Annotated in this window: 23 protein-coding genes and 1 riboswitch; of the genes, 16 read left to right on the top strand and 7 right to left on the bottom strand. The window is 49.9% G+C overall.

Annotated elements, in window-relative coordinates:
* Positions 1-72 precede the first annotated feature (72 nt).
* Positions 73-249, bottom strand: coding sequence for a hypothetical protein (locus DP091_RS31485; RefSeq protein WP_181469919.1), 177 nt, complete (start codon positions 247-249; stop codon positions 73-75).
* Positions 250-484: 235 nt separating this feature from the next.
* Between DP091_RS31485 and pxpB the strand changes: the two genes are divergently transcribed.
* The 4 genes from pxpB to DP091_RS25370 all read left to right on the top strand — a co-directional run bounded on the left by pxpB (position 485) and on the right by DP091_RS25370 (position 3,675).
* A complete protein-coding gene (pxpB, locus tag DP091_RS25385) occupies positions 485-1,204 on the top strand; it encodes a 5-oxoprolinase subunit PxpB (RefSeq protein WP_113060865.1) in 720 nt (239 codons plus the stop codon).
* Positions 1,201-2,202 carry a 5-oxoprolinase subunit C family protein gene (locus DP091_RS25380; RefSeq protein ID WP_113060864.1) on the top strand — a complete coding sequence of 334 codons (1,002 nt, stop codon included), beginning with the start codon at positions 1,201-1,203 and terminating at the stop codon, positions 2,200-2,202. Before pxpB ends, DP091_RS25380 begins: the two co-directional genes overlap by 4 nt.
* 6 nt (positions 2,203-2,208) lie before the next feature.
* Complete coding sequence (locus DP091_RS25375) at positions 2,209-2,967, top strand: LamB/YcsF family protein (RefSeq protein ID WP_113060863.1); 759 nt, start codon at positions 2,209-2,211, stop codon at positions 2,965-2,967.
* Between the two features lie 69 nt (positions 2,968-3,036).
* Positions 3,037-3,675, top strand: coding sequence for a pyroglutamyl-peptidase I (locus tag DP091_RS25370; protein WP_113060862.1), 639 nt, complete (start codon positions 3,037-3,039; stop codon positions 3,673-3,675).
* A 167-nt stretch (positions 3,676-3,842) separates the two neighbouring features.
* Here the strand turns inward: DP091_RS25370 and DP091_RS25365 are convergent, their stop codons facing one another.
* The 3 genes from DP091_RS25365 to DP091_RS25355 form a co-directional block, all read right to left on the bottom strand.
* Positions 3,843-4,247, bottom strand: coding sequence for an immunity 7 family protein (locus DP091_RS25365; RefSeq protein WP_113060861.1), 405 nt, complete (start codon positions 4,245-4,247; stop codon positions 3,843-3,845).
* A 19-nt stretch (positions 4,248-4,266) separates the two neighbouring features.
* A complete protein-coding gene (locus DP091_RS25360) occupies positions 4,267-6,405 on the bottom strand; it encodes a restriction endonuclease fold toxin (protein WP_258394692.1) in 2,139 nt (712 codons plus the stop codon).
* A gap of 192 nt (positions 6,406-6,597) precedes the next feature.
* A complete protein-coding gene (locus tag DP091_RS25355; RefSeq protein WP_113060860.1) occupies positions 6,598-7,731 on the bottom strand; it encodes a phosphodiester glycosidase family protein in 1,134 nt (377 codons plus the stop codon).
* 234 nt (positions 7,732-7,965) lie between these two features.
* Here DP091_RS25355 and DP091_RS25350 point away from each other — a divergent pair, with 234 nt between their 5' ends.
* Genes DP091_RS25350 through DP091_RS25340 form a run of 3 tightly spaced genes read left to right on the top strand, consistent with a single transcriptional unit; the run spans position 7,966 to position 9,904 of the window.
* On the top strand, positions 7,966-8,334 hold the full coding sequence (locus tag DP091_RS25350) for a GntR family transcriptional regulator (RefSeq protein ID WP_009591066.1): 369 nt from the start codon (positions 7,966-7,968) through the stop codon (positions 8,332-8,334).
* On the top strand, positions 8,334-9,224 hold the full coding sequence (locus DP091_RS25345) for an ABC transporter ATP-binding protein (RefSeq protein ID WP_113060859.1): 891 nt from the start codon (positions 8,334-8,336) through the stop codon (positions 9,222-9,224). The genes DP091_RS25350 and DP091_RS25345 overlap by 1 nt, the downstream gene beginning before the upstream one ends.
* Positions 9,221-9,904 carry a hypothetical protein gene (locus DP091_RS25340; protein ID WP_113060858.1) on the top strand — a complete coding sequence of 228 codons (684 nt, stop codon included), beginning with the start codon at positions 9,221-9,223 and terminating at the stop codon, positions 9,902-9,904. The genes DP091_RS25345 and DP091_RS25340 overlap by 4 nt, the downstream gene beginning before the upstream one ends.
* 17 nt (positions 9,905-9,921) lie before the next feature.
* On the opposite strand, the gene DP091_RS25335 is transcribed toward DP091_RS25340, so the two are convergent.
* Entirely contained in the window at positions 9,922-11,247 is a 1,326-nt protein-coding gene (locus DP091_RS25335) for a voltage-gated chloride channel family protein (protein ID WP_113060857.1), read from the bottom strand.
* Positions 11,248-11,319: 72 nt separating this feature from the next.
* Positions 11,320-11,380: riboswitch (Fluoride riboswitch) on the bottom strand.
* Between the two features lie 232 nt (positions 11,381-11,612).
* Between DP091_RS25335 and DP091_RS25330 the strand changes: the two genes are divergently transcribed.
* The 3 genes from DP091_RS25330 (at position 11,613) to DP091_RS25320 (ending at position 14,926) form a co-directional block, all read left to right on the top strand.
* On the top strand, positions 11,613-12,668 hold the full coding sequence (locus DP091_RS25330) for a FecCD family ABC transporter permease (protein WP_113060856.1): 1,056 nt from the start codon (positions 11,613-11,615) through the stop codon (positions 12,666-12,668).
* Positions 12,668-13,702, top strand: coding sequence for a FecCD family ABC transporter permease (locus DP091_RS25325; RefSeq protein ID WP_113060855.1), 1,035 nt, complete (start codon positions 12,668-12,670; stop codon positions 13,700-13,702). The genes DP091_RS25330 and DP091_RS25325 overlap by 1 nt, the downstream gene beginning before the upstream one ends.
* 225 nt (positions 13,703-13,927) lie before the next feature.
* Positions 13,928-14,926 (top strand): ABC transporter substrate-binding protein, encoded by a 999-nt coding sequence (locus DP091_RS25320; RefSeq protein ID WP_113060854.1) that lies wholly within the window; start codon positions 13,928-13,930, stop codon positions 14,924-14,926.
* A gap of 162 nt (positions 14,927-15,088) precedes the next feature.
* Here the strand turns inward: DP091_RS25320 and DP091_RS25315 are convergent, their stop codons facing one another.
* On the bottom strand, positions 15,089-15,499 hold the full coding sequence (locus tag DP091_RS25315) for a winged helix-turn-helix transcriptional regulator (protein WP_113060853.1): 411 nt from the start codon (positions 15,497-15,499) through the stop codon (positions 15,089-15,091).
* A 192-nt stretch (positions 15,500-15,691) separates the two neighbouring features.
* On the opposite strand from DP091_RS25315, the gene DP091_RS25310 reads away from it, so the two are divergent.
* From DP091_RS25310 to DP091_RS25300, 3 genes are all read left to right on the top strand, one after another.
* The gene (locus tag DP091_RS25310; protein ID WP_113060852.1) at positions 15,692-16,897 is read left to right on the top strand and encodes an MFS transporter; all 1,206 of its coding nucleotides are present in this window, start codon (positions 15,692-15,694) and stop codon (positions 16,895-16,897) included.
* Positions 16,898-16,998: 101 nt separating this feature from the next.
* A complete protein-coding gene (locus DP091_RS25305) occupies positions 16,999-17,844 on the top strand; it encodes an aldo/keto reductase (RefSeq protein WP_113060851.1) in 846 nt (281 codons plus the stop codon).
* Between the two features lie 118 nt (positions 17,845-17,962).
* Positions 17,963-18,757 carry an SDR family NAD(P)-dependent oxidoreductase gene (locus DP091_RS25300; RefSeq protein WP_113060850.1) on the top strand — a complete coding sequence of 265 codons (795 nt, stop codon included), beginning with the start codon at positions 17,963-17,965 and terminating at the stop codon, positions 18,755-18,757.
* A gap of 26 nt (positions 18,758-18,783) precedes the next feature.
* On the opposite strand, the gene DP091_RS25295 is transcribed toward DP091_RS25300, so the two are convergent.
* On the bottom strand, positions 18,784-19,644 hold the full coding sequence (locus DP091_RS25295) for an AraC family transcriptional regulator (RefSeq protein ID WP_113060849.1): 861 nt from the start codon (positions 19,642-19,644) through the stop codon (positions 18,784-18,786).
* 193 nt (positions 19,645-19,837) lie between these two features.
* Between DP091_RS25295 and DP091_RS25290 the strand changes: the two genes are divergently transcribed.
* The 3 genes from DP091_RS25290 (at position 19,838) to DP091_RS25280 (ending at position 23,319) form a co-directional block, all read left to right on the top strand.
* Positions 19,838-21,718, top strand: a complete 1,881-nt coding sequence (locus DP091_RS25290; RefSeq protein WP_113060848.1) for a beta-L-arabinofuranosidase domain-containing protein — start codon at positions 19,838-19,840, stop codon at positions 21,716-21,718.
* 184 nt (positions 21,719-21,902) lie between these two features.
* On the top strand, positions 21,903-22,469 hold the full coding sequence (locus DP091_RS25285; RefSeq protein ID WP_258394691.1) for a hypothetical protein: 567 nt from the start codon (positions 21,903-21,905) through the stop codon (positions 22,467-22,469).
* A 1-nt stretch (position 22,470) separates the two neighbouring features.
* Positions 22,471-23,319 (top strand): aminoglycoside phosphotransferase family protein, encoded by an 849-nt coding sequence (locus tag DP091_RS25280; protein ID WP_258394690.1) that lies wholly within the window; start codon positions 22,471-22,473, stop codon positions 23,317-23,319.
* Positions 23,320-23,498 lie beyond the last annotated feature (179 nt).

Raw genomic sequence — 23,498 nt, 5'->3', positions numbered from 1 at the left:
CATGTTCTGTGAAAAAAGACCTCACGGACGATCCTGTGAACAACGGATCTTCCGTGGGGTCTTCTACTTGTATTATTGCTGGTTCTCGGAGCTATGACCAGCGTTTGGCTGCTGCTGTTGAAACACCTCGGCTGCTTCTTCGGCAGAAATCTCAGTGTCGAATTCACCTGGAATCGGCATTTTGTTCAATTTCGTGGTTTGAACTTCTGCTTTTGTCGGTTCGTTACTGTTCTGGTTTTGTGGGCTCATGTTGGTGGCACCTCCTTATCAAAGTACGTCTTCAGTATTTTGCCAACCATTCCCTAAAATTATACAGATATACAGCATGGACGCTTGGCCTGATCCGTCAGAGTCAACTGTTCCTGATTCCATCGACAAATAATAAAATTGCATATTCAACGGATGCCTGTTTCTCTGCTATCATAGGAATAATCATGCAATGATTGGCGATAATCAGCAGTACATATGGAATGGAGAATGTCCTATGAGCAAGTCTTATTCGTTCTTCCCTTTAGGGGATTCGGCTGTTCACATACAATTCGAAAATATCGTGAGTGAGAAGGTGCATCGCCAGGTCACGGCTATGACGAGACGAATAGAGCAGAACCCTTTTCCAGGCTGGATCGAATGCATCCCTTCGTATACGAGCGTAGCGGTTTACTATGATTATGATAAGATCGGCAAACCGGACGGATTCGATACCGTGTTTGCTTACGTCTGTTCGATGCTCGAGCAGCGGATGGAGGCGGGAGCTGAAGAGAAGAACATCACGAAATATGAGGTTGTTGACATACCGGTTTGTTATGGGGGCGACTATGGGCCGGATCTGGAGGAAGTAGCTCAGCAGAACGACCTTACCCCCAGGGATGTCATTCGTATTCATTCCGGGCAGGATTACTTGGTATACGCCATTGGATTCGCGCCCGGCTTCCCCTATGTTGGAGGTGTTCCAGAGCAGATTGCGACACCGAGGAAACAGACTCCCCGGCTGCAAATTCCGGCTGGATCCGTAGGAATTGCCGGCACGCAAACCGGCATATATCCGATCGAAACGCCGGGTGGGTGGCAGATTATCGGCCGGACGCCGCTCGGTTTATTTCGTCCCGAAGCGGAGCCTCCAACGCTGTTGAAGAGCGGGCAATATATCCGGTTTCGGCCTATTCAAGCGGAGGAATACGAACAGTTAAGGGAAGTGGGCCTATGAGTATAACCGTTATAAAGCCGGGACTTCTTGTGACTCTTCAGGATGCGGGAAGACGGGGTTACGGCAGATACGGCATTATCACGGCTGGAGCAATGGATACCTCTGCTTATCGGATCGCCAATCGACTAGTTGGCAATGAGAATGATCAGGCCGTTCTGGAAATTACATGGTCAGGATTTGCGGTTGAATTTCATAGCGATCGGTGGGTTGCCATTACCGGCGGGGATTTATCACCCTCGATAGAAGGAGTGAAGGTTCCGATGTGGCGTCCCGTGCTGATCAAAGCAGGCCGTGTTCTGAGGTTTCAACAGCCGGTATCGGGTTGCCGTTCTTATATGGCGGTGTCGGGCGGATTTGATGTCAACCAGGTAATGGGCAGCAGTAGCACCTATTTAAGGGCCGGAATCGGCGGGTATGAAGGGAGGCCGTTGAAGACGGGGGATACGCTGCATGCCCATCTTTCTGTGCTTCCTGTGGTCTCGTCTGAACGATACCTTGATGATTATGGCGGTTTCCTCACCGCAAAATGGGCCGTCTCTGCTGAAAGGTATCCTGGTCCAGGACAGGAGACGTTGATACGTGTGCTGAAAGGGCGTCAATATGATGACTTTGACGACGGCTGCAAGCAGGCGCTGTTCGGAGAACGGTTCACCGTTACTCCGCAATCGGACCGTATGGGCTACAGGTTGTCCGGTCCACTGCTTCAATTGACCCATGAAAAGGAATATATATCCGAGCCGGTGGCCCTTGGAACGGTACAGGTACCTGCAGATGGCCAGCCCATCATTCTAATGGCGGATCGGCAGACGCTTGGAGGGTACCCTAAAATTGCGCAAGTGGCAACCGTCGATATTTCGCTGATCGCTCAGCTGTCGCCTGGAGCAGCGATTCGCTTTGCGGGTATTTCGTTGGCTGAAGCAGAACAGCTCTATACGGCTCATGTTCGGGAGTTTCGAATGTTGGAGTCCATGATCAAGCTTAAATTAAAGGAGTGGTGAGTCAGCATGGTTCGAGTGGACCTGAACTGTGATATGGGAGAGAGCTACGGTGCTTACAGGTTAGGCAATGATACGGAGCTTCTTCGCAGTATAACTTCGGCCAACATCGCTTGCGGATTTCATGCAGGCGATCCGGCGGTCATGCGGGCCACGGTCCGTCAAGCGATCGAGAGTGGTGCCGCAATCGGCGCGCACCCGGGCTTGCCCGATCTGACCGGCTTCGGAAGAAGAAGAATGGAGATTACGCCTGCCGAAGCGTATGATATGGTAACCTATCAGATTGGAGCTTTGATGGCTTTTGCGATACAGGAAGGGTCCGGGCTGCAGCATGTAAAACCTCACGGTGCCCTGTATAATATGGCAGCGACATCCAGAGCCCTTGCGGATGCGATTGCATCGGCAATCAAGGATATCGATCCAACACTCATTCTGTATGGGTTGGCAGGCAGCGAGTTAATCGCAGCGGGGGAGAAGGCAGGGCTTCGCACAGCAAGTGAAGTGTTTGCGGATCGTACCTACCAGGATGACGGCACACTCACGCCGAGACATCTGCCGGATGCCATCATAACCGATCCCGGTGCTGCGGTCACGCAAGTAGTCCGAATGGTGAAAAACAAAGTGGTAGTTACCCTGAGCGGCAAGGTGATCCCCATTGCGGCAGATACCGTCTGCATTCATGGAGATGGACCGCATGCAACGCTATTCGCGAGCGCCTTGCGATCACGGCTTGAGGCTGAAGGCGTAAGCGTTCAAGCACTGCTATAATAAAAGCAAGCTGGTATTCGATTTTCGTGACCCGGCAGCTTACATAAACGAGTACAGGAGATATGATACATGCTAAAAATATTAATTTCAGGCTTTGAACCTTTTGGCGGGAGCTCTGTAAATCCAACGGAGAGACTGGTTGAGGAGATCAAGCACGACTCCTTCCCCGGCGCAGAGATCAGAACGCTGCTTCTTCCCGTACATTACGATGAGTGTGCGGAGATTCTGCTGCAAGAGATGAAGGCATACGAGCCCGATGCGGTCATTGCCTGCGGCGTGGCGGGTGGGCGGACCGCCATTACACCGGAACGCATCGCCATCAATATCAAGGACATACCGCCGGAATCGACGATTTCGGATAATCGGGGAGTTAGACCTCAAGACGAGCCCATAGACGCTGATGGACCGGACGGACTGTTTTCAACCCTTCCCATCCGTTTGATGGTCAACCGGCTGAAGGAAGCGGGAATTCCAGCTGCGGTATCCAATACAGCCGGAACGTATATTTGCAATAATACGATGTATGCGATTTTGAACGATATTCGCCTAAAGCAAAAGTCTGCCATTGGCGGTTTTGTGCATTTTCCGGCATCGACGGAGATGGCCGTGGAGAAGCCGTCCTTGCCGACTTTATCCCATGAAACGATGTTGAATGGCCTGCGGATCATCATACAGGCAACGATGGATGAATTGAACGGACGAGCTTAAGTCACAGTGGCAATCACAATCTATTTGTGCAAAGAGTATGTAGAAACATGATTGAGTAGATGATCCATATCCAGATAAACCATAAATCCCGTAACCCGCCATCCATGAGAACATCCTGACATAGCGAGTAACGGGATTTCTTTTATTATCTAACTTTAGTTATCATGTCATGAATCGATTTCGTCTTCGATCACCGGGACGCAAGGGGAGAGAAACGGATCGCTTTGTTCCTTCAACTGCCCGCGTGCCAGTACCTTGACCCGGAACTCGTTATCATAACCTTCCAAATTCTCATCATCTCTGGTATACAGAAGACCGTAGGAGCCGGGAGCGATTTCGCCGATCAATTGGTACAGCGCATCGATCTCGGCAGCCTCGGCTCCCTTGCGGTTCGTAAAACCTCCGACATGAAGGTAATAGGAGCCGTTAGCCGCATTTAAGGATAACAAGCCGCTTCCCCATGCAAATTCGGTTATCTTCAGCTGTATTTTCTGGATGATCATGTCGAGCTGCCCGGCATCCGCCTCCGCAGGATTCTCCTGAATGGCAGCCCAGCCGTGAAATTCATACATGAATGCTCACTCCTTGTCGTTATAATGGATCAGTATCAACGTGGACTTCTATTCCATATCTTTGGCTGTATTCATGTAATTTGTCAATAACCGATTGGGCGGGCTCCCCTTCAAAATGATAATAGACCTTTCTGCCGGTCTGCTCCGCAGCTTCGAAGGTCGCTTTCATTTGATCGCGGACCTTTTTGTTAACCTGCTGCAGGGCAGGCTTGGTCTGGGCAACATACTCATCGCTAATGGCGTCGAATTCCCTGCCGATCGGGTCGGAATCAAACTTCATTCTCGATTCTCCGCCAAGTCGCTCCGCAAGCGCATCCGCGGCAGCATCCGGCTTGTTAACCTTCTGCAGCTCTCCGGAATATCTCGGTACCTCTTGGGGTGTGTCGTTTGATTCGTCAGGTTTTTCTTCATCAGGTTTGTCATTCGGCTTATCTTCATCGGGCTTTTCGTTGTCAGGCTTATCCTCATGGTCATCGTCCGGCTTCCTCGACCCCTCTTCCGGCTGTTCATTCGTAGTGTCCGGTTTCGGATCGCGCGTTCCGCCAGTGGGAGCATCCGGATCATTGCGCGTTTTCAAACCTAGCTTCTCGGAAAGCGTATCCAGCCACCTTCTCGCAGTTGGACCCAGCTTATTGGACAGCCAAGATACCCCTTTGCCAACCGGGATCCGGCTGAGGATGACGGCTAACACCGCAGCTGCCGCATTCTGTGGGGACAGCAGCTTCTTCGGATCGCGGATGTATCCGGCAATCTCGTGTCCGCCGCTAGCAATGCCTGCACCGGTCAAGGCAATGCCAAGAGCAGGCCAGAAGCTGACAAACAGCAGGGAAAGGGCAAAAGCTCCCAGTATGATACCCGCTTGTTCCCAGCCGCTAAGCCGATCCCACCAGTTCTGGAGTGAGTCGAACAAGCATGCGAAACAAGAGGAGTCGGCAGCGATCATCGAAGTGCCGATACCGGAGAGAATTCCTGCTGCTAGCATGAGGATGCCGATAGCTCCCAGAACGGCAGTATACTGTCTAACCTTCTCCTGAATCCGATCCCTTTGGTCTGCTGCTTCGAGATTGCCATACAATAACGAATATCCGAGCTCGCGCCGTTCTCGGTAGAATGCCATCAGGTAACCTAGGCGTTTCCGGTCTGTTAAGAGGGCCCGCGCCATCTGCCAACACTCCGTTAATGGATTGATGAAGCCTTCACCCTTCAGAACCGGGAGACGGTCACGGATTCGATGCAAATCGAAGTAGTCGATGAACAAACCTGCAACCAGCAAGAGCAGGAAGAAGCCCTCGGTTCGGTAGCCTTCACCGGTCCACTCATGAAGAGTCAGGATCCACTCCGGCAGCCGGTTCTGCCCATTCCAGGCCGCATGATTCAGGATCGCCCAGAGGAGAAGGAGAGCCGGAAATGCATAGGTCCAGCGAGAGAGACGCTTGGCGTACCGGAAAGCGATGCCGATTCCGAGGGCGATCATGGCACTATGTACAGGATGCGTAACATTCATCATGGTCGGAATAAAACTTTCCTCGAAGTAGCCTGGAAATAAATCAAAGAACTCCCAATGAAGCGTTTTGCCGCCGAGAAACGACACCCCGTAATTGCTTTGGACCAGGCGCCTCGACAGCTCCTCCATAAATTGAAAGCCAATGCCGGGCGCAGCCCCTAATAATACATAATCGCCCAGGCTTAACGTCGTGGCTCTTCTTGAAAAAAACAAATACAGTCCGAGAGGCAATAGCTTATAAATTTCCTCAACAATCGGGGTCATAACGGCAAACGACCATGTATCGGTCGTCCGTCCTCCAAAAATCAAATGAAGTCCCTGCATGGTCCCATTAGTCAAGGGAATGACCAAAAGAACCCCTGAGAGAACAAACAAGCTGACCTGCTTCCAGGCAACGGTTTTGCTTCGGCTGAGCAGCCAAAATTGCAGCAATACGTAGAAAGACCACAAATATTGAACTAGCATGGTCCGTGAATCTTCGATCAGCACCAGACTAATAACGAGCACAAGTAGGGAAAGCCAGGAAAATAAGTGATACACCTTGGCAATGAAAGGGTATCTCCTAATCCATTCCCTCCAAACCCGATATATCCCCTCGATTATGTCCCTGATTTTCGTCCGAATGACCGCAATAGACGATGTAATGGAATCCACCCCCCGCTGAATGAACCACCAGCCTACGATTCGTTCACAAACGACAGTTTGCTATATATTTACACAATTGGTGCTCATGGTGAAACATTTTCCTGATCAGCATATGCAGCTCGAAGCGGAGGTAGTGCTGCTTATAAAGAAAACCCCTGATCAGCCGGTAGAAGAACCGGATAAACAGGGGAGAGGAGGTAACTACTTATATTGTACGACGATGGCATTACTAATCTGCCGCCCAGGCGTCGTTAAGTACGATCCATTATAATACAACCCGCTGGAGGCACCGCCATCCAGGTTCATTGCTTGGTATGCCCCGGCTTGCTTCATGATTTCCGCAAGCTGTGGAATGGTTGCTCCGCCTGTCGTTAACATGATCAGTTTATGATCCTTCGTGATACCTAGCGCGCTCCGTGCGCCGCCGCCTGTTAGAATCTTCGGATCTTTGAAGCCTTCCTTCTTGACGTCCAGGGTCACCTTGCCGTCAGTCAGCAGACGCGGGCCAGCTTGAAGGGCTCCTTCCATATGTCCGGCATCATATACGGATTTGAAATCAAGTCCTGGAATCATGACGGCCAGATTGTTGCTGTCATAGGTGAAGATCGTTCGATTATCCCCCGAGGCCTTGTGCAAAATATGGCCTTTGCTGACCAAATAGCCGTAAGGCGCTTTGTATGCACCGGAAGTGTAGGCATCAAAGAATGTGCCGTTAATAGCTACTACGGCTTTGCTGCGCTTGGCTATACTGCGCAAATCCTCGACTTTCCCTGCTTTATTGCCTGCCAGAACAACGTCCAGTTCCACCTTCGGATGGAGAAGTGAAACGGTGACCACCTGTGCGCTGAAGGAACGGGAGCCTACCTTGAAGGTTTTTCTAGTCGACGTTACGGGCTTGGTTTGGCTGGATATGAATGTTCCCGATAGAACAGGCAGCGTGTTTGCTACATTCCCGTCCGTAATTTTCAGGGTGGATCTATTATGGCCCCAGGATAGCTTTAGGCCCAGATGTTGGCTGACAAATTGCAGCGGTACATAGGTGGAGCCGTTCTCGGAGAAAGGGGATGCTTTAGCCTGAACCTTCTTGCCATTTACGTAGGCATTCCGACTGCCCAGGTATAGGGTGAGAGCTGTATCTTCGCGAGTAATATGGAGTTTTTTTTCAGCGGCTGTATACGCCACTGTTACACCATCATAGGTCTTGAGTGCCCCGACCGAAATATAGGACTGGCCGTTCTTGTCCACATAAGCTAAATGCTTGGCGGCGGATGCGGCATACAGCGGCGTTATTACCGTCAGCATGGCTAGTACAACGATTGCAATGATTCTTTTCATGTTCCTCTCAAGCTCCTTCTTCTCTTTATCTGTAGTGGGTGACGCTGGATTTGCGCCTATACTTTATCGGAAGTTAAGGACTATTTGTTTAGGAAAAAAGTACGATGTTCGCTTGAGTTTTGTAAATATATTCCGACAACCCATTGACAAGGGACTTCATCTCTTATATGGTTAATTACATGAGTAACTAACCAATGATGCTATGAAGGTTATAAACGAAAGTTGGTGAGGTAAATGGCATTTCAGATTGATGACAGCAGACCGATATTCATGCAAATTGCCGACAAAATTGAAGACGACATCATCGAAGCACGACTGCCTGAGGAGACACAGGTTCCGTCAACGAATCAGTTTGCAGCCTTTTACCAGATCAATCCGGCAACGGCTGCCAAAGGCGTAAATCTGCTGGTGGATCAAGGGATTTTGTACAAGAAACGGGGGATTGGCATGTTTGTAGCCTCAGGAGCTCGTGAATTGCTGATGGAGAAGCGCAAGACGGAGTTTTATGAGCAGTACGTTGTCGCCATGGTTAAGGAAGCGGCTAAACTCGGGATTACCAAAGATCAATTATCGGAAATGATCCGCAGGGGGGAGCAAGACTGATGAGCCAAACCGTGATTGAAGTCAAGAATTTGAGTAAGAAATATAAGGATACTATGGCCGTCGATAATGTGAGCTTTAAGGTAGAAGCCAACAAGATCTACGGATTGCTGGGAAGGAACGGAGCCGGCAAAACGACCATCATGCAGATGATCACAGCGCAACTATTCGCAACCCAGGGTGAGATCCGCGTATTTGGTGAGCATCCTTATGAAAATCTAAAGGTCATCCAGCAGGTATGCTTTATTAAGGAAGGCCAGAAGTATCCGGATCTGTTCACGGTCAGGGATGTGATGGGAATTGCCGCTAACGTTTATCCCAACTGGGATGCGGCATATGCGAACAAACTGATCGAGGTATTCCGGCTGCCTATGAAACGACTCGTAAAGAGATTGTCCCGCGGCATGCTGTCGTCGGTAGGCATCATCGTCGGACTCGCCAGCCGCGCACCGATCACGATCTTTGATGAGCCTTACCTCGGACTTGACGCCGTGGCAAGAGAGCTGTTCTATGATCATCTGATCGAGGACTACACGAATCATCCGCGCACGATAATTCTGTCCACTCATTTGATCGACGAGGTTAGCAGACTGCTGGAGCATGTCATTGTCATTGATGGCGGGAAAATATTGCTGGACGACGCCACGGATGATTTGCGGGGACGCGCTTATACGATCGTCGGTCCTTCCGGAACGGTTGAATCGTTTATCCAAGGGTACGAAGTGATACATCGGGAATCGTTCGCTTCCATGTTATCCGTCACGGTGATGGGAAGCGCGACAACGAAGCTGCAAAAAGAGGCGGAGGAATTGGGCTTGGAAACCACCCCCGTTTCTCTTCAACAATTGATCGTATATTTAACTAAGCGCGAAAAGGTGGGGGGCCAACTATGAACGGAATTCCTGGCGTAATCCATATTTATTCGAGACAGAAACTATCCTGGTTTTATTTGCCCTGGGCTATTACGGCATTCAGCTTTCTGATCAACTACATTATTAGCGTATTGGTTAATGGTGAAGCGATCTATGCCGGGGGGTTGGCAACAATCTTTATCTATGTGTTTATCGCGGCTCTGGTATCGGTGCTGCAGCTGTTTCCCTTCTCCCTTGGATTCAGCATTCGAAGAACGGACTTCTATCTGGGCTCTGTTCTGATGGTGGTAGCGTACAGCGTCATAACGTCGATTATATTATTGGCATTAGCCGAAATTGAACGCTTAACGAGTTCTTGGGGAGACCGGTTATCTTTCTTCAAACTGCCGTATTTGAATGACGGCACGTTATTGGAACAATTCATGATTTATTTCATTTTGCTTCTTACATTTGCTTTTACCGGGATTGGAATCGGCGTGTTCTATCTTCGTCATCGCGGCATAAAGACCTTTGTCATGTTTGCGGCCTATTTCATCATAATGTCGGGGGCCAGCGTTCTGGTCACCCATTACGCCTGGTGGGGATATGTGATTGACTGGGTTGTGAAAAACACTGCTTTTGAATTGTCGCTGTGGTTCATTCCGATCACGCTTATTCTTGCTCTCTTTAGTTACCGTTCGATTCGCAAAAGCTCGGTGTAAAGACAAAAGACGTCCGATTACTCGGACGTCTTTTTGTTGTCCTTCCGTTTGTTTAACGCCTTCGATCCGGCAAGGGTCGTGCCCGGCGGGTACGAGAGCTGCGGGTGTTTGGAAGTGCCTATAAGTTGCGATGTGTATATGCCGGAGTGACCGGAGAACAGGTAGCTGATAACACAGGCCATCAACATATACACGGCGCCTTCCCCGCCGAACAGTTCGATTCCCATAATAAAGCAAGCAATCGGAGTGTTTGTTGCTCCGCAGAAGACAGCAATAAATCCTAATGCAGCGAGAAACGGAGCGTATAATCCGATCCATTCGGATAACGCGTTGCCGAGCGTTGCCCCGATGGCAAACAGCGGGGTTACTTCCCCTCCCTGGAACCCTGCTCCGAGCGTCAGCGAGGTAAAGAGGATTTTACCGAGAAAGGCGAGCGGCGATACCTCGTCTGTGAAGGAGGCTTCGATCAGGGGGAGTCCCAGCCCCAAATAATCGCGTGTCCCAAGCAGATAAACCAGTCCAATGATGATCATGCCGCCGACAGCACTTTTGATCATCGGATTCCGTAAAAAGTAGCTGTACCACCGTTTCAAGGAATGGGTTAGCTCACTGAATAGTCGGCTTGTCAGACCAAATAGTATCGAGGCCAAAATCACCTTTAGGATCACCATGATACTCAAAGCTGGAATGTCTCCGATCGGATAGTGCAGATGACTGATACCCCATAGAGATGTGGCAGTCAGATTTCCGACCAAACTGGCTGCGAATGCAGGCAGGAGAGCCTGATGGGAGACCAGCCCGATGGCAAGCACTTCAAGCCCGAACAGCGTGCCCGCTAGCGGCGTGCCGAAGATCGATCCGAAACCGCCGCTGATTCCGCAGATAAGCAGTATTTTTCGATCCGCCGGCGTTACGCGGATAAGCTTGCCGAACCACTCCGACAGGCTTCCTCCCATCTGAACGGCGGTGCCTTCACGACCTGCCGACCCCCCGAATAGATGGGTGATTAACGTGCCGATCAGCACCAACGGCGCCATTCGTAATGGAATGTTTTCGGTTCCGTCATGGATTTGTTCAAGGATGAGATTATTGCCTTTGGTGCAACTCTTGCCAAACTTGTAATATAGGAAGCTGACCCCGGCCCCTCCCAAGGGAAGAAAGAATAGCAGCCAAGGATTCTCCATGCGAAGGGAGGTAACATAGTCCAGACTGTAAAGAAAGAAGGCGGAGGCGCTGCCCGTCATCACTCCTACACAACTTCCCAGAACCATCCATTTGATGAAGTAACCGGACAACAAGGCGTATGGCCATTTTTCGGCAGCGTTAAACCATTTTTTAATCATGCAAATTCACCCGTTTCTATATATTCGCCGCTGACCCTTCAATACACAAACAGACTCCTACCAGGAAAGCGACCTCTGGTAGGAGTCATTAGCTATCGAAGCGGTTATGGCGAACTCCATCGCCTCATTCAATTAGCATTTATTGTAATGGAATAAAGGTTTCTGTGTCAATGGCACAACCCATTGGGAGCGGGGCCTTTAGTTAAGCCCGAAGTGTTATCGATTAGATTTGGAAAAAAGTGCTTGACTTGGACATGGACTTTTTTTCAAGGAGAAATTTAAATTGTCCATGGACGGAGATAGGCCTCTATTTTATAGTAACGAATGATAATGATAATCAATATCACAAAATTGAGGGGAACATGATGTCATCAAACACGTCCAATCCAAGTCTTACAGATTCCAAGACCCACGTTAAACTCAAGGGGCGACCATGGGCTGCGACCCTGATTCTTACCGGGGGCGTGGCAGCATTGGTGCTTGGCATAGCTTTATCCATATCGCTCGGCGCGGCCGACATCGATCTGCGAAATGTATGGGAAGCGGTGTTCTTCTTTAAACCCGATGTGACGGAGCATCAGATTATTCAGGAGCTTCGGCTGCCGAGGGTCCTTGGCGGAGCGATGGTGGGAGCCTGCTTTGCCGTATCGGGCGCGATCATGCAGGGGATGACCCGGAATCCGCTCGCTGATTCAGGTTTGCTCGGATTAAATGCGGGAGCGGGTTTTGCCATTGCCCTCTGTTTTTCCTTTTTTCCGGGGCTGCCGTATATGTACCTGATTCTGTTCTCGTTCCTGGGGGCTGGCCTAGGTGCCGTCCTCGTGTATGGTGTCAGCTCAATGGCAAAAGGCGGTCTCACACCGGTACGTCTTGTTCTGGCAGGGGCGGCGCTGAGCGCTCTGCTAAGTGCGCTGAGCGAAGGCATCGCATTGTATTTTCAAGTCGGACAGGACATGGCGTTCTGGTATGCCGGCGGGACCGCGGGGATTAAGTGGGTCCACCTGAAAATTATGCTGCCGTGGATCGTCGCTGCTGTATTGGGAGCTATCGCATTGTCACGCTCCATTACCATGCTCAGTCTCGGGGATGAGATCGCCCGCGGGCTCGGGCAGCGTACCGGGCTCGTCAAGCTGGCCGGAACGGTGATCGTGCTGGTGCTGGCAGGGGCGGCCGTCTCGGTTGTCGGTGCGGTAGGCTTTGTCGGTCTCATGATTCCGCACGTCACCCGCAACCTGGTCGGTGTGGATTACCGCCTCATCATTCCTTGCTCGGCCGTTCTTGGGAGCTTGCTGGTCGTCATTGCCGACTTAGCAGCAAGAATGGTGAACCCTCCTTACGAGACACCGGTGGGCGCGATCATCGCGTTGATCGGAGTGCCCTTCTTCCTCTACTTGGCACGCAAAGAAAGGAGGGAGCTGTAATGGAGACCATCACGAATACCATGCATAGGCGAAAAGACAAGAAGCGCAAAATCATCACCCTGTCTGTGCTGGCTGCCCTGATCGTACTAGTATTTCTAATCAGCATGAACACAGGGGTCATTCGTTTGTCGCCGCTTGAGGTCATAAGAACACTGTTTGGCAGCGGGACGGATAAGCAGGAGCTGGTGCTGTTCGAATTCCGCTTGCCGCGTATCGTCATCTCGCTGCTGATTGGGGCAGGCTTAGCAATATCCGGATGTGTGATGCAGGGAATATCCCGTAATGAGCTGGCGGATCCGGGTATCTTGGGGATTAATGCAGGTGCAGGTTTGATGGTGATGCTGTTCATTTCTTTTTTTCCAAGCACGACGGCGGCCCCTGTCTATCTACTGCCGGTGCTTGCATTGATTGGGGCGGGTTTAACCGCTGCCTTAATATGCGTGCTGGCCTATAAGAAGAATCAGGGCTTTAAGCCGACGGGACTGCTGTTAACAGGGATTGCCGTTGCGGCTGGCATTAGTGCGGCAATGATTGTGCTGACGCTGCGCTTGAGTCCTGAAAAATATCAGTTTGTTGCCACTTGGCTTGCGGGCAGCATTTGGGGTTCGAGTTGGAAGTTTGTATTGGCATTGCTCCCATGGATCCTTGTGCTTCTGCCCTTCGTCATGTATAAAGCGCAGGTGATGAACGTTCTCAATCTTGGAGATCCGATGGCGACCGGGCTCGGTGCTTCCGTCACGAGGGAACAGCTGAAGCTGTTGGCCGCGGCGGTTGGCTTGGCAGCCTCGTGCGTTGCGGTAAGCGGCGGAATTGGATTTGTCGGACTTATCGCACCCCATCTGTCCAGACGCTTGGTCGGTGCGAAGCATCAGCTGCTGCTGCCGGTAACGGCACTGGTTGGTGCACTGCTGGTTATCACAGCCGATACCCTTGGACGTTGGATCATCCAACCATCTGAGATTCCGACGGGAATCGTGGTTGCGGTGATCGGTGCTCCTTATTTCCTGTACCTATTGTCCAGATCGAGAGCATAAAAGGATAAGATTGCCACGGATCATCTTGCATTACGTCGTCACCTATTGGGGCATAAACTCGGCATCAACATGGAGACGGATATCCGCAAAATGCTGTTTGATCGGGCTGAGAAGCAATCCTTCCGTTTTTCAGCCACGGTCCGGAAGATCTGTTCATTGCCGTATTGCCGAACGTCAGCGGTATCCGAATGATCCAGGCTTAAACTTTATGAGGAGGATGAAACTATGTTCACATCTAAATTTCGGGTAACTCTCTATATGCTCATCTTATGTTCGTTCTTGATATCCGCATGTGGCGGGAATGGAAATACCATCAACAGCGCGGGTTCTTCAGGCGAAACAGCTGCAGGCACGGACAAGCCTCAGACTGAAGCCTCAGCTCCTACGACTAGAAAGGTGGAAACGATTAACGGAGAAATCGAAATTCCGGCCGATCCTAAGCGAATTGTAGTCGACGCCTACTTGCCAACCCTGCTGCTGTTGGGAGAAAAGCCGGTCGGCGCGACAGCGACCGATCTCGAGAACGTCCATATCCAAGACATAATTAACGGCATACAGAACACGGGGGAAAGCGCCCCTGAAAAAATATTGGCACTGAATCCCGACTTAATCATCAGCGCGAACTCGGACCCGGAACTATACGAGAAATTGTCCAAAATCGCACCGACCGTCATTCTTCCTTATGAAACCTATCGAAGCGTGCACGAAGAAGTAGAGGGATTCGGTGCTATTCTTGGCAAGGAAGAAGAAGCAAAGGTTTGGATCGCTGATTTTGATGAGAAAATGGAAGGACTGCGCGCGAAAGTGAACGCCGTTATTGAAGAGGGAGAAACCTTTTCCATTTTTGGCGCATTCGGCAAAACCTTCTACTTGTACGGCGATGGCATTTATCGAGGGGGCTTGGCGATCTACAAGGAGCTCCAGTTAACGCCTCCGGCAACGATTCAAAAAGAATTGATTGATGCCAACGTAACTTACAAAGAGGTTTCCCTGGAAGTTCTGAATAATTATGCCGGCGACTACATTTTCTTTGATGAGTCCAAAGGAGCCGAGATGGATAAGAAGGACAAAGTATGGACTTCGATTGAGGCCGTCAAACAGGATCGCGTGTTTTATCTCGATGCCAAACGGTTCTGGCCGTTTGATCCCATTGCTGTCCTGGCCCAGGCTGAGGAAGTGACGGAAATGATCGTCAGCCAAAAAGAGAAAGAGAACGCGAAATAGTCAGCGGTCTCGGTGCTTACTCATGGAATGTGCAGGAGGGCATTACATTTCTTTCATTCCCTGAATTGATCTTATGGTTTGATAACATAGAGAGAATATGAAAAGGGCAAGGTCCGTGATCACGGACCTTGCCCTTGCTGTTATATCGGGAGAGCTTATAAATCAGGTCTGGCGTGCATCTGTGGTAATGGGCTCGTCCGAGACTTTCAGTTTATCATTCAGAATACTGTCCTCAAGCACGCTGAATTTGTCCCCGTATACCTTCGTGATATGTGTTTCGCCCCATGCGCAGAGCATATCCAGAATTCCGCTCAAACTCATGCCGTACTCGCTCAGCTCATATTCCACTTTAGGCGGTACTTGATTATGAATAATCCGATTGATCACTCCGTCGTCCTCCAGCTCCCGGAGCTGCTGCGTCAACATTTTTTGGGTGATCTGCGGCATGAGACGTTTCAGCTCGTTGGTTCTTTTGCGGCCATGGGTCAGATGGCAGAGGATCACGCATTTCCACTTGCCCCCGATCACTTCCAATGTCGCTTCGACGGCGATGTTGTATTTCTTCGTTTGCATGTTCAACCTCCCATTCTTGATAGGTACTAAAAAGTACCTAGAGTACTGTCAGGTACCTACATTACAAAAAAGTACGTTCTTCACACAAGTAATGATATCACTCATAATAGCATTTGCCAGCTGGATTACACCATACGTCATATTTTTACAATATACAAGCAAGAGAATAGGATAGGGGGAAATAGGAACATCATGATAATAGATAAAAAAAGAAGTATGCTTGCACTTATTGCGCTTGCCGTCAGTGCCTTTGCCATCGGAACTACGGAATTTATCAGCGTAGGGCTGCTGCCGTTGATTGCGGAGGATATGAATATATCCGTCACGACCGCCGGATTAACCGTTTCGATGTATGCGCTAGGCGTTACTTTCGGTGCGCCGATCCTAACGTCTCTGACATCAAGGATGTCCAGGAAGACTTTGCTGCTCTGGATTATGATCATTTTTATTATTGGTAACAGTTTGGCAGCGGGCGCATCTTCCATTGGTATCCTGCTTGCAGCACGTGTATTTTCGGCCTTTTCACATGGCGTTTTTATGTCGATCGGCTCGATCATTGCCGCAAGCGTGGTGCCTGAGAATCGCAGGGCATCCGCGATCTCCATTATGTTTACGGGGCTGACGGTAGCGACGGTTACCGGCGTTCCGCTTGGTACGTTTATAGGTCAACAGTGGGGCTGGAGACTTGCTTTTGTCGCCATTGTCGTGGTCGGTATAGTTGCGCTGATCGCGAATAGTATCCTGGTCCCTTCGGACTTGCCTAAGGGAGAACGGACTTCATTCCGTGACCAGGCTAAATTGCTGACGAATGGAAGACTGCTGCTTATGCTCCTGATTACGGCCCTCGGTTATGGCGGGACCTTCGTCGTCTTCACTTATTTATCCCCATTGCTGCAGGATATAACAGGCTTCAAGGAAACTACGGTGGCCATCATCCTGCTGGTATACGGGATCGCCATTGCAGTCGGTAATGTGATCGGCGGAAAGGCAGCCAATCGCAACCCGCTTCGAGCACTATTCTATATGTTCATCGCCCAAGCGCTGGTGCTGATCACGCTTACGTTTACCGCACCGTTTCAAGTGGCCGGACTGATCACGATTATACTGATGGGATTTCTGGCTTTCATGAATGTGCCTGGACTACAGGTTTATGTCGTCATGTTGGCTGAGCGGTTTGCACCGGGGGCTGTGAATATGGCTTCTGCGCTGAACATTGCCGCATTTAATGCCGGCATTGCCATCGGCGCATTTCTTGGCGGTTTGATCACGAATTCCATGGGACTGATTCATACGTCATGGATCGGGGCGCTGATGGTGTTCGGCGCGGTCGCTCTTACCGGATGGAGCTTGAAGCTGGAACGGAAGGAGACGGAGAAGCCGAGAAAGCAAGCGGCCTGAATGATCCTTTTATAGAGGGAGGTGATGTCTAAGCGTATTATCGGAGATACTGCAAAATAGGTTTAACGTATTCATAATCAAAAAAACGGAGGTTTATCAACATGACAGCACAACACTTACAAGATACAACCACTTTATATAATGGAGTTAACATGCCTTGGTTTGGACTTGGCGTATTTAAAGTAGAAGAGGGACCGGAGCTGGTGAATGCCGTACGCACGGCCATCCGGCATGGATATCGGAGCATAGACACTGCCGCCATATACGGCAATGAAGAAGGCGTTGGTCAAGGCATTCGCGAGGGCTTGGAAGCTGCCGGAATCAAGCGGGAAGATCTGTTTGTCACATCTAAAGTATGGAATGCCGATCTCGGTTATGAATCGACATTGAAGGCTTACGATGAAAGTCTGCGGAAGCTGGGTCTGGAATATTTGGATTTGTACCTTATACACTGGCCGGTTGAAGGGAAATATATAGATGCGTGGAAGGCGTTGGAAACGTTGTACAAGGAAGGGCGCGTCAAAGCCATTGGCGTGAGCAATTTCCAGATCCATCATCTGGAGCGTTTAATGAAGGAAACGGAAATTAAACCGATGGTGAACCAGGTGGAATATCATCCAAGACTAACGCAAAAAGAACTGCAGGCGTACTGCAAGGCGAACGAAATTCAACTTGAAGCATGGTCCCCATTAATGCAAGGACAGCTGCTGGATCAAGAGGATCTAGAGCGCATTGCAGAGAAGCATCATAAATCCATCGCGCAGATTATTCTTCGTTGGGATTTACAAAACGGCGTTGTTACGATTCCGAAATCGACCAAGGAACATCGGATCGCCGAGAATGCGGATATCTTTGATTTTGAACTGTCCGCTGAGGATATGCAGCGCATCGATAGCTTGAATCAAAATCACAGAGTGGGACCGGATCCGGACCATTTTGATTTCTAAGAAATCTGCGTTTAAGTAAGGACAGAAGTTTAATGAATATTGTGGCTCTCCTGAACCTCGGGCGGTAACGACGGGAATCGGGAGAGTCATTCCTACATAACGGAAGGAGAGATGTTTAATGAATTTGGATCTGAAGGGAAAAGTCGCATTGGTAACAGGCTCGACGTCCGGCATTGGCAAAGCGATTGCCATGTCGCTTGCAGCCGAGGGAGCGTCCGTCATTATAAATGGAAGACATGAGGACAAAGTAAAACAGACGATCCATGACATTCACGCTGTGCATCCGGATGCCGAGCTGCGTATTGCCGTGGCGGATCTCGGAACAGAGGAGGGCTGCCATCAGGTCAGGGAAGCTGCTCCGGTCGTTGATATTCTGATCAATAATTTGGGGATTTTTGAGCCTGCCGAATTTTTCGATATCCCTGATGCGGATTGGTTCAGATTCTTCGAGACCAATATCATGAGCGGAGTTCGGTTAACCCGGCATTATTTGAAGAACATGATCAATCGCAATGAAGGTCGAGTTATATTTATCGCGAGCGAAGCGGCTGTCATGCCGTCCCAGGAGATGGCACATTACAGCGCAACCAAGACGATGCAGCTGTCCCTTTCCCGAAGCTTGGCTGAGCTGACGACAGGAACCCGCGTCACGGTGAATACCGTCATGCCTGGCTCCACGCTTACGGAAGGCGTTGAAACGATGCTGAATACGCTATATCCGGATCAGAATCTTTCGATCGAAGAAGCAGAGCAGCGGTTTATGAAGGAGAATCGGCCGACTTCCATCATTCAGCGATTGATTCGACCGGAGGAGATTGCGGATTTTGTTACGTATCTCAGCAGTCCCAAATCCTCGGCGATTAACGGTTCAGCGCTTCGAATCGACGGGGGCTTGGTACGAAGCGTATTCTAAGCAACCGTTGTGTTGTGAACGCTTTGTTAGGAACGGTGTTTCTGCCTAAAGGAACTGGGTTTAAAGCCTGTATACCGAACAAAGCAGCGAACGAAATACGGAAAAGAACCGAATCCGGATTCTTCGGCAATGCGTCCGATCGAATCGTTGGTGTGAATCAATAATCGCTTGGCTTGTTCGATCCGATGCCGTGTCAGAAATTCCAGGGGCGTGCAGCCGAACGTTTTTTTCATGCAGATCGACAGATAGTTCTGGTGGAAGTGCATGGCATCGGATAATCTCTGATAGCTAACCGGTTCTTTGTAATGTTGTCTTAAATAGTTGGCGGTTCGTTCGGCTATGGCATACTGAGGATTCTGATGCTGGATCCCGGCCTCTTCGGCTTGAAGCAGCAGGAGCAGCTCATGCAGCAGCTGCTGCTGTTTCCAGCGTGCCGCGGAAGAAGACGATGGCTGAAGGTTCTGCAATTGCTCTAACAGGAGTCTCGCCTGCTCTATCGAGGGCAGCTCTCCATACTTGGGTATATAAAAAGAGAAACGTTCAATCTGCACATAAGGCTGATCGGTTTGCGATAAGGCAAAAAGGGTCAGCTCCTCTGTTTCAATCCAAGATCCCAGCGTCTGAAAATGCAGCCAATAAAAGTGCGTTTCCTCCTGACAGGGCTCAAATGTCCGGTGGGCTGCATCCGGTCTTAGAATCAAGTAGCATCCGGCCTTCACCCTGTGAGCAGCACCGTTCTCCTCCAGAAAAAGCGCCCCTTTTGTCACCAGAATCAGATCAAAGACCCCGATGTTATAGCGATCCGGATGTTTGTCTCCTACCTGATAGGTATCTTCTCCACAAATGATATAGTGGGGCAACGGCGGCGCCGTGAACTGGAAGATCATCTGCGACCAAGCCTCCTCCTCAAAACGGATTTTTCTCTATAATAATCGCTTTACCGCTCCGGATTCAATACGCCAGCATGTTGCAATCGGATAAAAAGATGTTGTTTCTGTGTATAGGGCACCCCCGGGTAAAATGGTATATTTCTACCAGAGTGTGCACCTACATGAACAGAAACAAGGAGCGTGGAAGTTGATGCTGCATGAGACTGCGTTTAACAGTTTGCCGCTTCGAGCGATTAAACCGGCCGGATGGCTTAAGAGTCAGTTGGAAATTCAAGCAAGCGGTTTTACCGGACATTTGGAAGAACAGTGGAAAGACGTAGGGGATGAGAACGGGTGGCTGGGCGGCCAAGGAGAGAGCTGGGAACGGGGACCTTATTATGTTGACGGTTTGCTTCCGCTAGCTTATTTGCTCGAAGACGAGACTTTGATTGCCAAAGCGAATCGCTGGATCGAGTGGTCGCTTGCGAGCCAGCAGGAGAATGGCATGTTCGGTCCGGCTCGCATAACCTCCGTCAATCAGGATATCGACAAGGAGCAGGACTGGTGGCATTACATGATCATGCTGAAAGTGATGATGCAGCATGAAGAAGCAACGGGCGATGAACGGATCATTCCTTTTCTGACGAAGTTTTTTACTTATGTCCATTCGGTTATCGAGGAACAGCCGCTGCAGGGCTGGGCGCAAACCAGGGGTGCTGAGATGCTGCTGTGCATCGTGTGGTTATATCGACGTACGAAGCAACCTCTTCTGTTAGAGCTTGCCGATATCGTTGCCGGACAAACAACGGACTGGAGCGACATCTTTCATGATTTTCCGTTCTGGCGAAAGGTCGAAGAGTGGGATTGGACAACCCATGTCGTGAATGTAGCGATGGGAATCAAAACGCCGGGCGTATTGTTTGAATTGAGTGGCAATCCGGTGGAGCGGGAAAGCGTGCATCGGGGCATCGATTCCCTGATGACGTATCACGGTCAAGCGCATGGCATGTTCTCCGGAGACGAATGGTTATCCGGCACCCATCCGAGTCAAGGCGTAGAATTATGTGCCGTCGTGGAGTATATGTTCTCGATGGAGCAGCTGACGCGTATTTTCGGTGATGGACGTTTCGGGGATATTTTGGAGAAGGTCGCGTTTAATGCGCTGCCCGCCGCCATCTCCCCGGATTGGACCTCGCATCAGTATGATCAGCAAGTCAACCAGATGATCTGCAATGTCGCTCCGCGTGCATGGAGCAACAGTCCAGATGCCAATGTCTTCGGTCTGGAGCCGAACTTTGGATGCTGCACGGCCAATATGCATCAGGGCTGGCCCAAGCTGACGTCGCACCTATGGATGAAGGACCGGGAGAACGGGCTTGTTGCCGTTTCCTATGCCCCATGCACGGTGAGAACGACGGTCGGTCTTCAAGGTGTTCCGGCTGTCGTCGAGGTAACCGGGGAATATCCGTTCAAGGATCGCGTTCAAATCCATTGGTCGCTGGAATACGCGGCATCGTTTCCTCTATCGCTGCGCATCCCGGCCTGGTGCGACAATCCCGTCATAACGCTGAATGGGCGCGAATTGCCATTCCATGTGCAGTCCGGTTATGCACGCATCGTACAGAACTGGCAGAACGGCGACCGATTGGACATTCATTTGCCGATGGAAGTGAAGACTGTTACGCGCAGCATGTACGCTACCAGCATTGAAAGAGGGCCGCTGGTGTATGTGCTGCCCGTGAAGGAGAACTGGCAGATGATCCGGCAGCGCGACATGTTCCACGATTGGGAGATTTACCCTGCGTCTCCATGGAAATACGGCCTGGTCGCCGATACGTCATTCGAGGTACTTGAGCAGGATATAGTCCGCCAGCCGTTCCTGGCGAAGAATGCACCAGTCAGGGTGAAGGTGAAAGGCCAGCTGATTCGGGATTGGAAGATGGAAGACAACAGCGCCGGAAACCCTCCGCTTCATCCGAACACGGACGGACAGCCCATTACGGAATTGGAGTTGGTGCCATACGGAAGCGCCAGGCTTCGGATCGGTGAATTCCCTCTGATTGGAGAGCGGAAAAGAGCCATTAAGAATTAAAGCAAGATGGATTGAATCATCGAAAAACCGCGTCGATCGCGGTTTTTTTGTTGTGCAGATATGCGTTCAAGGTGAGATAAGTGTTTACGAAGCTTAAGAATACACATAATATGGAGTTATTGGAATATGGAGGTGAACGATGTTCCCTGGAAGGATTAATGGATAAGAGACAAGGAATGCGCTGGTGAGAAAGGGAAATTTGCCAAAGGAGATTTTCATGAAGAGAAGAATGATAGTGGTCCTATTACTCGTATTGGTTATTCTAATAAATGGCAATGCTCAACGAGATTCGATGGATACGCCCCTATATGAAGGTAGAAGCCTCGTCATTGGTGTGATCGGAGAAACACCGCAAGTCAGGGAGAAGGGGCATGTGGGTTTTAAAGAAGTTACGTTTCAGCAGCTAGAGGATCTAGACCTTTCCGCGGAGCTTGACGCCATATTCATAACAAAAGAACATTTTATGGAAGCTTCTGAGTCCAAGTATACAGAAGTGTATAATAAGGCTGAAGTTCCCTTTTTCTATATTGAGTCTAAAAAATCTCATGTCCCCTTCACGGTCGAAGAATTGTCTTACGATGAGGTTCCGGATCTTTCATCGGATATGTATGCAACCGGATATTACGGCAAGGATGGGGAGCATTGGGGTTACGGTTTATACAACGGTGTAATGAATGAGACCCATGTCCAGGCTGTTTATTCCCATATTTTCGCAACGATCGAGTCGTTGCATCATGACGGAGGAACGTAATTTGCGGGAAATCATTTGGTTGGAGAAAAGCGAGACGCTTGAGCTATTGTTGGAACATGAACCTGCAATTCAAGTCATCCCGTTAGAGTCCGGTCTGGAAGCAGAGGTGGCGAAGATCGTCACGTCATCGGCAGACTACGTACTAAAGGTTTGGAATAAAGCGTCCAAACCCGACGTTCAAATGCAGTATCGAATATTGAATGCATTGTATTCGCATGGAAGGGCCGTATCGAAGCCTGTGGGCTGGGGGACAGACCGGAATAGCAATCCAGTAATGCTGACCAGTTACGACGGCACGCCCGTACAAATAGTCAATCAGTCTAAACTAGTAAAGCTTGCGAAAACGCTAATGGATATACATAAGCTGCCCCTGGATAATCTGAACGGCTTCGGGCTGCCGAGGTATGATTTCGTCTCTTATTTTTATCCTCGAATGGATGAGTTCCCGGATCTTCAACATCCATTGATGGAGCTTGTTGAGCGTGCACATATGAAACAAGAATGTATCATCCATGGCGATTATCACCTTGGCAATGTTCTTGAGCATGAAAACGAACTGACCGTGATCGATTGGACGAATGTTCAAATCGGCGATCCCCGATATGATATCGCATGGTCGATTGTGTTAATGTCGATATATGTAAGCGAGAAGCAAGCGTCTTTTTACCGAGCTGCATTTTGTACCGAGAACCGCTGCGAAGCCGATGAGCTTGAGCTGTTTGAAGCCATAGCGTGCCTGCGCTGGGTTTTGCTTAGTAGAGTGGACCACCCACCCATTAGAAAGGATACGATCGCTAGGGTAAGGTCGATATTGAAGAGCAACACATATTTAAATTTCACGTTTCTTTAAGTCTGATCCCCAAATGACCAGCCAGGTTCCCTAATACAAGAGGGAGATAGATTCGTGAAATATTACAGCTGTACACGAGCCCCCTTAAGCCACCTTGCATAATGGTAAGGGGCTTTTTTCTAGATGACGGATTGTAATATGAAGTGCGACACCTAAACAGAAATAGCCCATGGGAACAA

It is taken from the genome of Paenibacillus sp. MDMC362 (assembly GCF_003269305.1).
Taxonomy (GTDB): Bacteria; Bacillota; Bacilli; order Paenibacillales; family Paenibacillaceae; genus Paenibacillus_AQ.
This window is presented reverse-complemented; position numbering and strand designations above follow the sequence as displayed.

Excerpts from the sequence above, each read along its gene's own strand:
- DP091_RS31485 (WP_181469919.1), bottom strand. The coding sequence starts at position 249 with ATGAGCCCACAAAACCAGAACAGTAACGAACCGACAAAAGCAGAAGTT.
- DP091_RS25295 (WP_113060849.1), bottom strand. The coding sequence starts at position 19,644 with ATGATCTTCCAGTTCACGGCGCCGCCGTTGCCCCACTATATCATTTGT.
- DP091_RS25315 (WP_113060853.1), bottom strand. The coding sequence starts at position 15,499 with ATGCAAACGAAGAAATACAACATCGCCGTCGAAGCGACATTGGAAGTG.
- DP091_RS25330 (WP_113060856.1), top strand. The coding sequence starts at position 11,613 with ATGTCATCAAACACGTCCAATCCAAGTCTTACAGATTCCAAGACCCAC.
- DP091_RS25290 (WP_113060848.1), top strand. The coding sequence starts at position 19,838 with ATGCTGCATGAGACTGCGTTTAACAGTTTGCCGCTTCGAGCGATTAAA.
- DP091_RS25350 (WP_009591066.1), top strand. The coding sequence starts at position 7,966 with ATGGCATTTCAGATTGATGACAGCAGACCGATATTCATGCAAATTGCC.
- DP091_RS25365 (WP_113060861.1), bottom strand. The coding sequence starts at position 4,247 with ATGTATGAATTTCACGGCTGGGCTGCCATTCAGGAGAATCCTGCGGAG.
- DP091_RS25335 (WP_113060857.1), bottom strand. The coding sequence starts at position 11,247 with ATGATTAAAAAATGGTTTAACGCTGCCGAAAAATGGCCATACGCCTTG.
- DP091_RS25320 (WP_113060854.1), top strand. The coding sequence starts at position 13,928 with ATGTTCACATCTAAATTTCGGGTAACTCTCTATATGCTCATCTTATGT.
- DP091_RS25370 (WP_113060862.1), top strand. The coding sequence starts at position 3,037 with ATGCTAAAAATATTAATTTCAGGCTTTGAACCTTTTGGCGGGAGCTCT.
- DP091_RS25300 (WP_113060850.1), top strand. The coding sequence starts at position 17,963 with ATGAATTTGGATCTGAAGGGAAAAGTCGCATTGGTAACAGGCTCGACG.
- DP091_RS25380 (WP_113060864.1), top strand. The coding sequence starts at position 1,201 with ATGAGTATAACCGTTATAAAGCCGGGACTTCTTGTGACTCTTCAGGAT.
- DP091_RS25375 (WP_113060863.1), top strand. The coding sequence starts at position 2,209 with ATGGTTCGAGTGGACCTGAACTGTGATATGGGAGAGAGCTACGGTGCT.
- pxpB (WP_113060865.1), top strand. The coding sequence starts at position 485 with ATGAGCAAGTCTTATTCGTTCTTCCCTTTAGGGGATTCGGCTGTTCAC.
- DP091_RS25310 (WP_113060852.1), top strand. The coding sequence starts at position 15,692 with ATGATAATAGATAAAAAAAGAAGTATGCTTGCACTTATTGCGCTTGCC.
- DP091_RS25325 (WP_113060855.1), top strand. The coding sequence starts at position 12,668 with ATGGAGACCATCACGAATACCATGCATAGGCGAAAAGACAAGAAGCGC.
- DP091_RS25345 (WP_113060859.1), top strand. The coding sequence starts at position 8,334 with ATGAGCCAAACCGTGATTGAAGTCAAGAATTTGAGTAAGAAATATAAG.
- DP091_RS25340 (WP_113060858.1), top strand. The coding sequence starts at position 9,221 with ATGAACGGAATTCCTGGCGTAATCCATATTTATTCGAGACAGAAACTA.
- DP091_RS25355 (WP_113060860.1), bottom strand. The coding sequence starts at position 7,731 with ATGAAAAGAATCATTGCAATCGTTGTACTAGCCATGCTGACGGTAATA.
- DP091_RS25305 (WP_113060851.1), top strand. The coding sequence starts at position 16,999 with ATGACAGCACAACACTTACAAGATACAACCACTTTATATAATGGAGTT.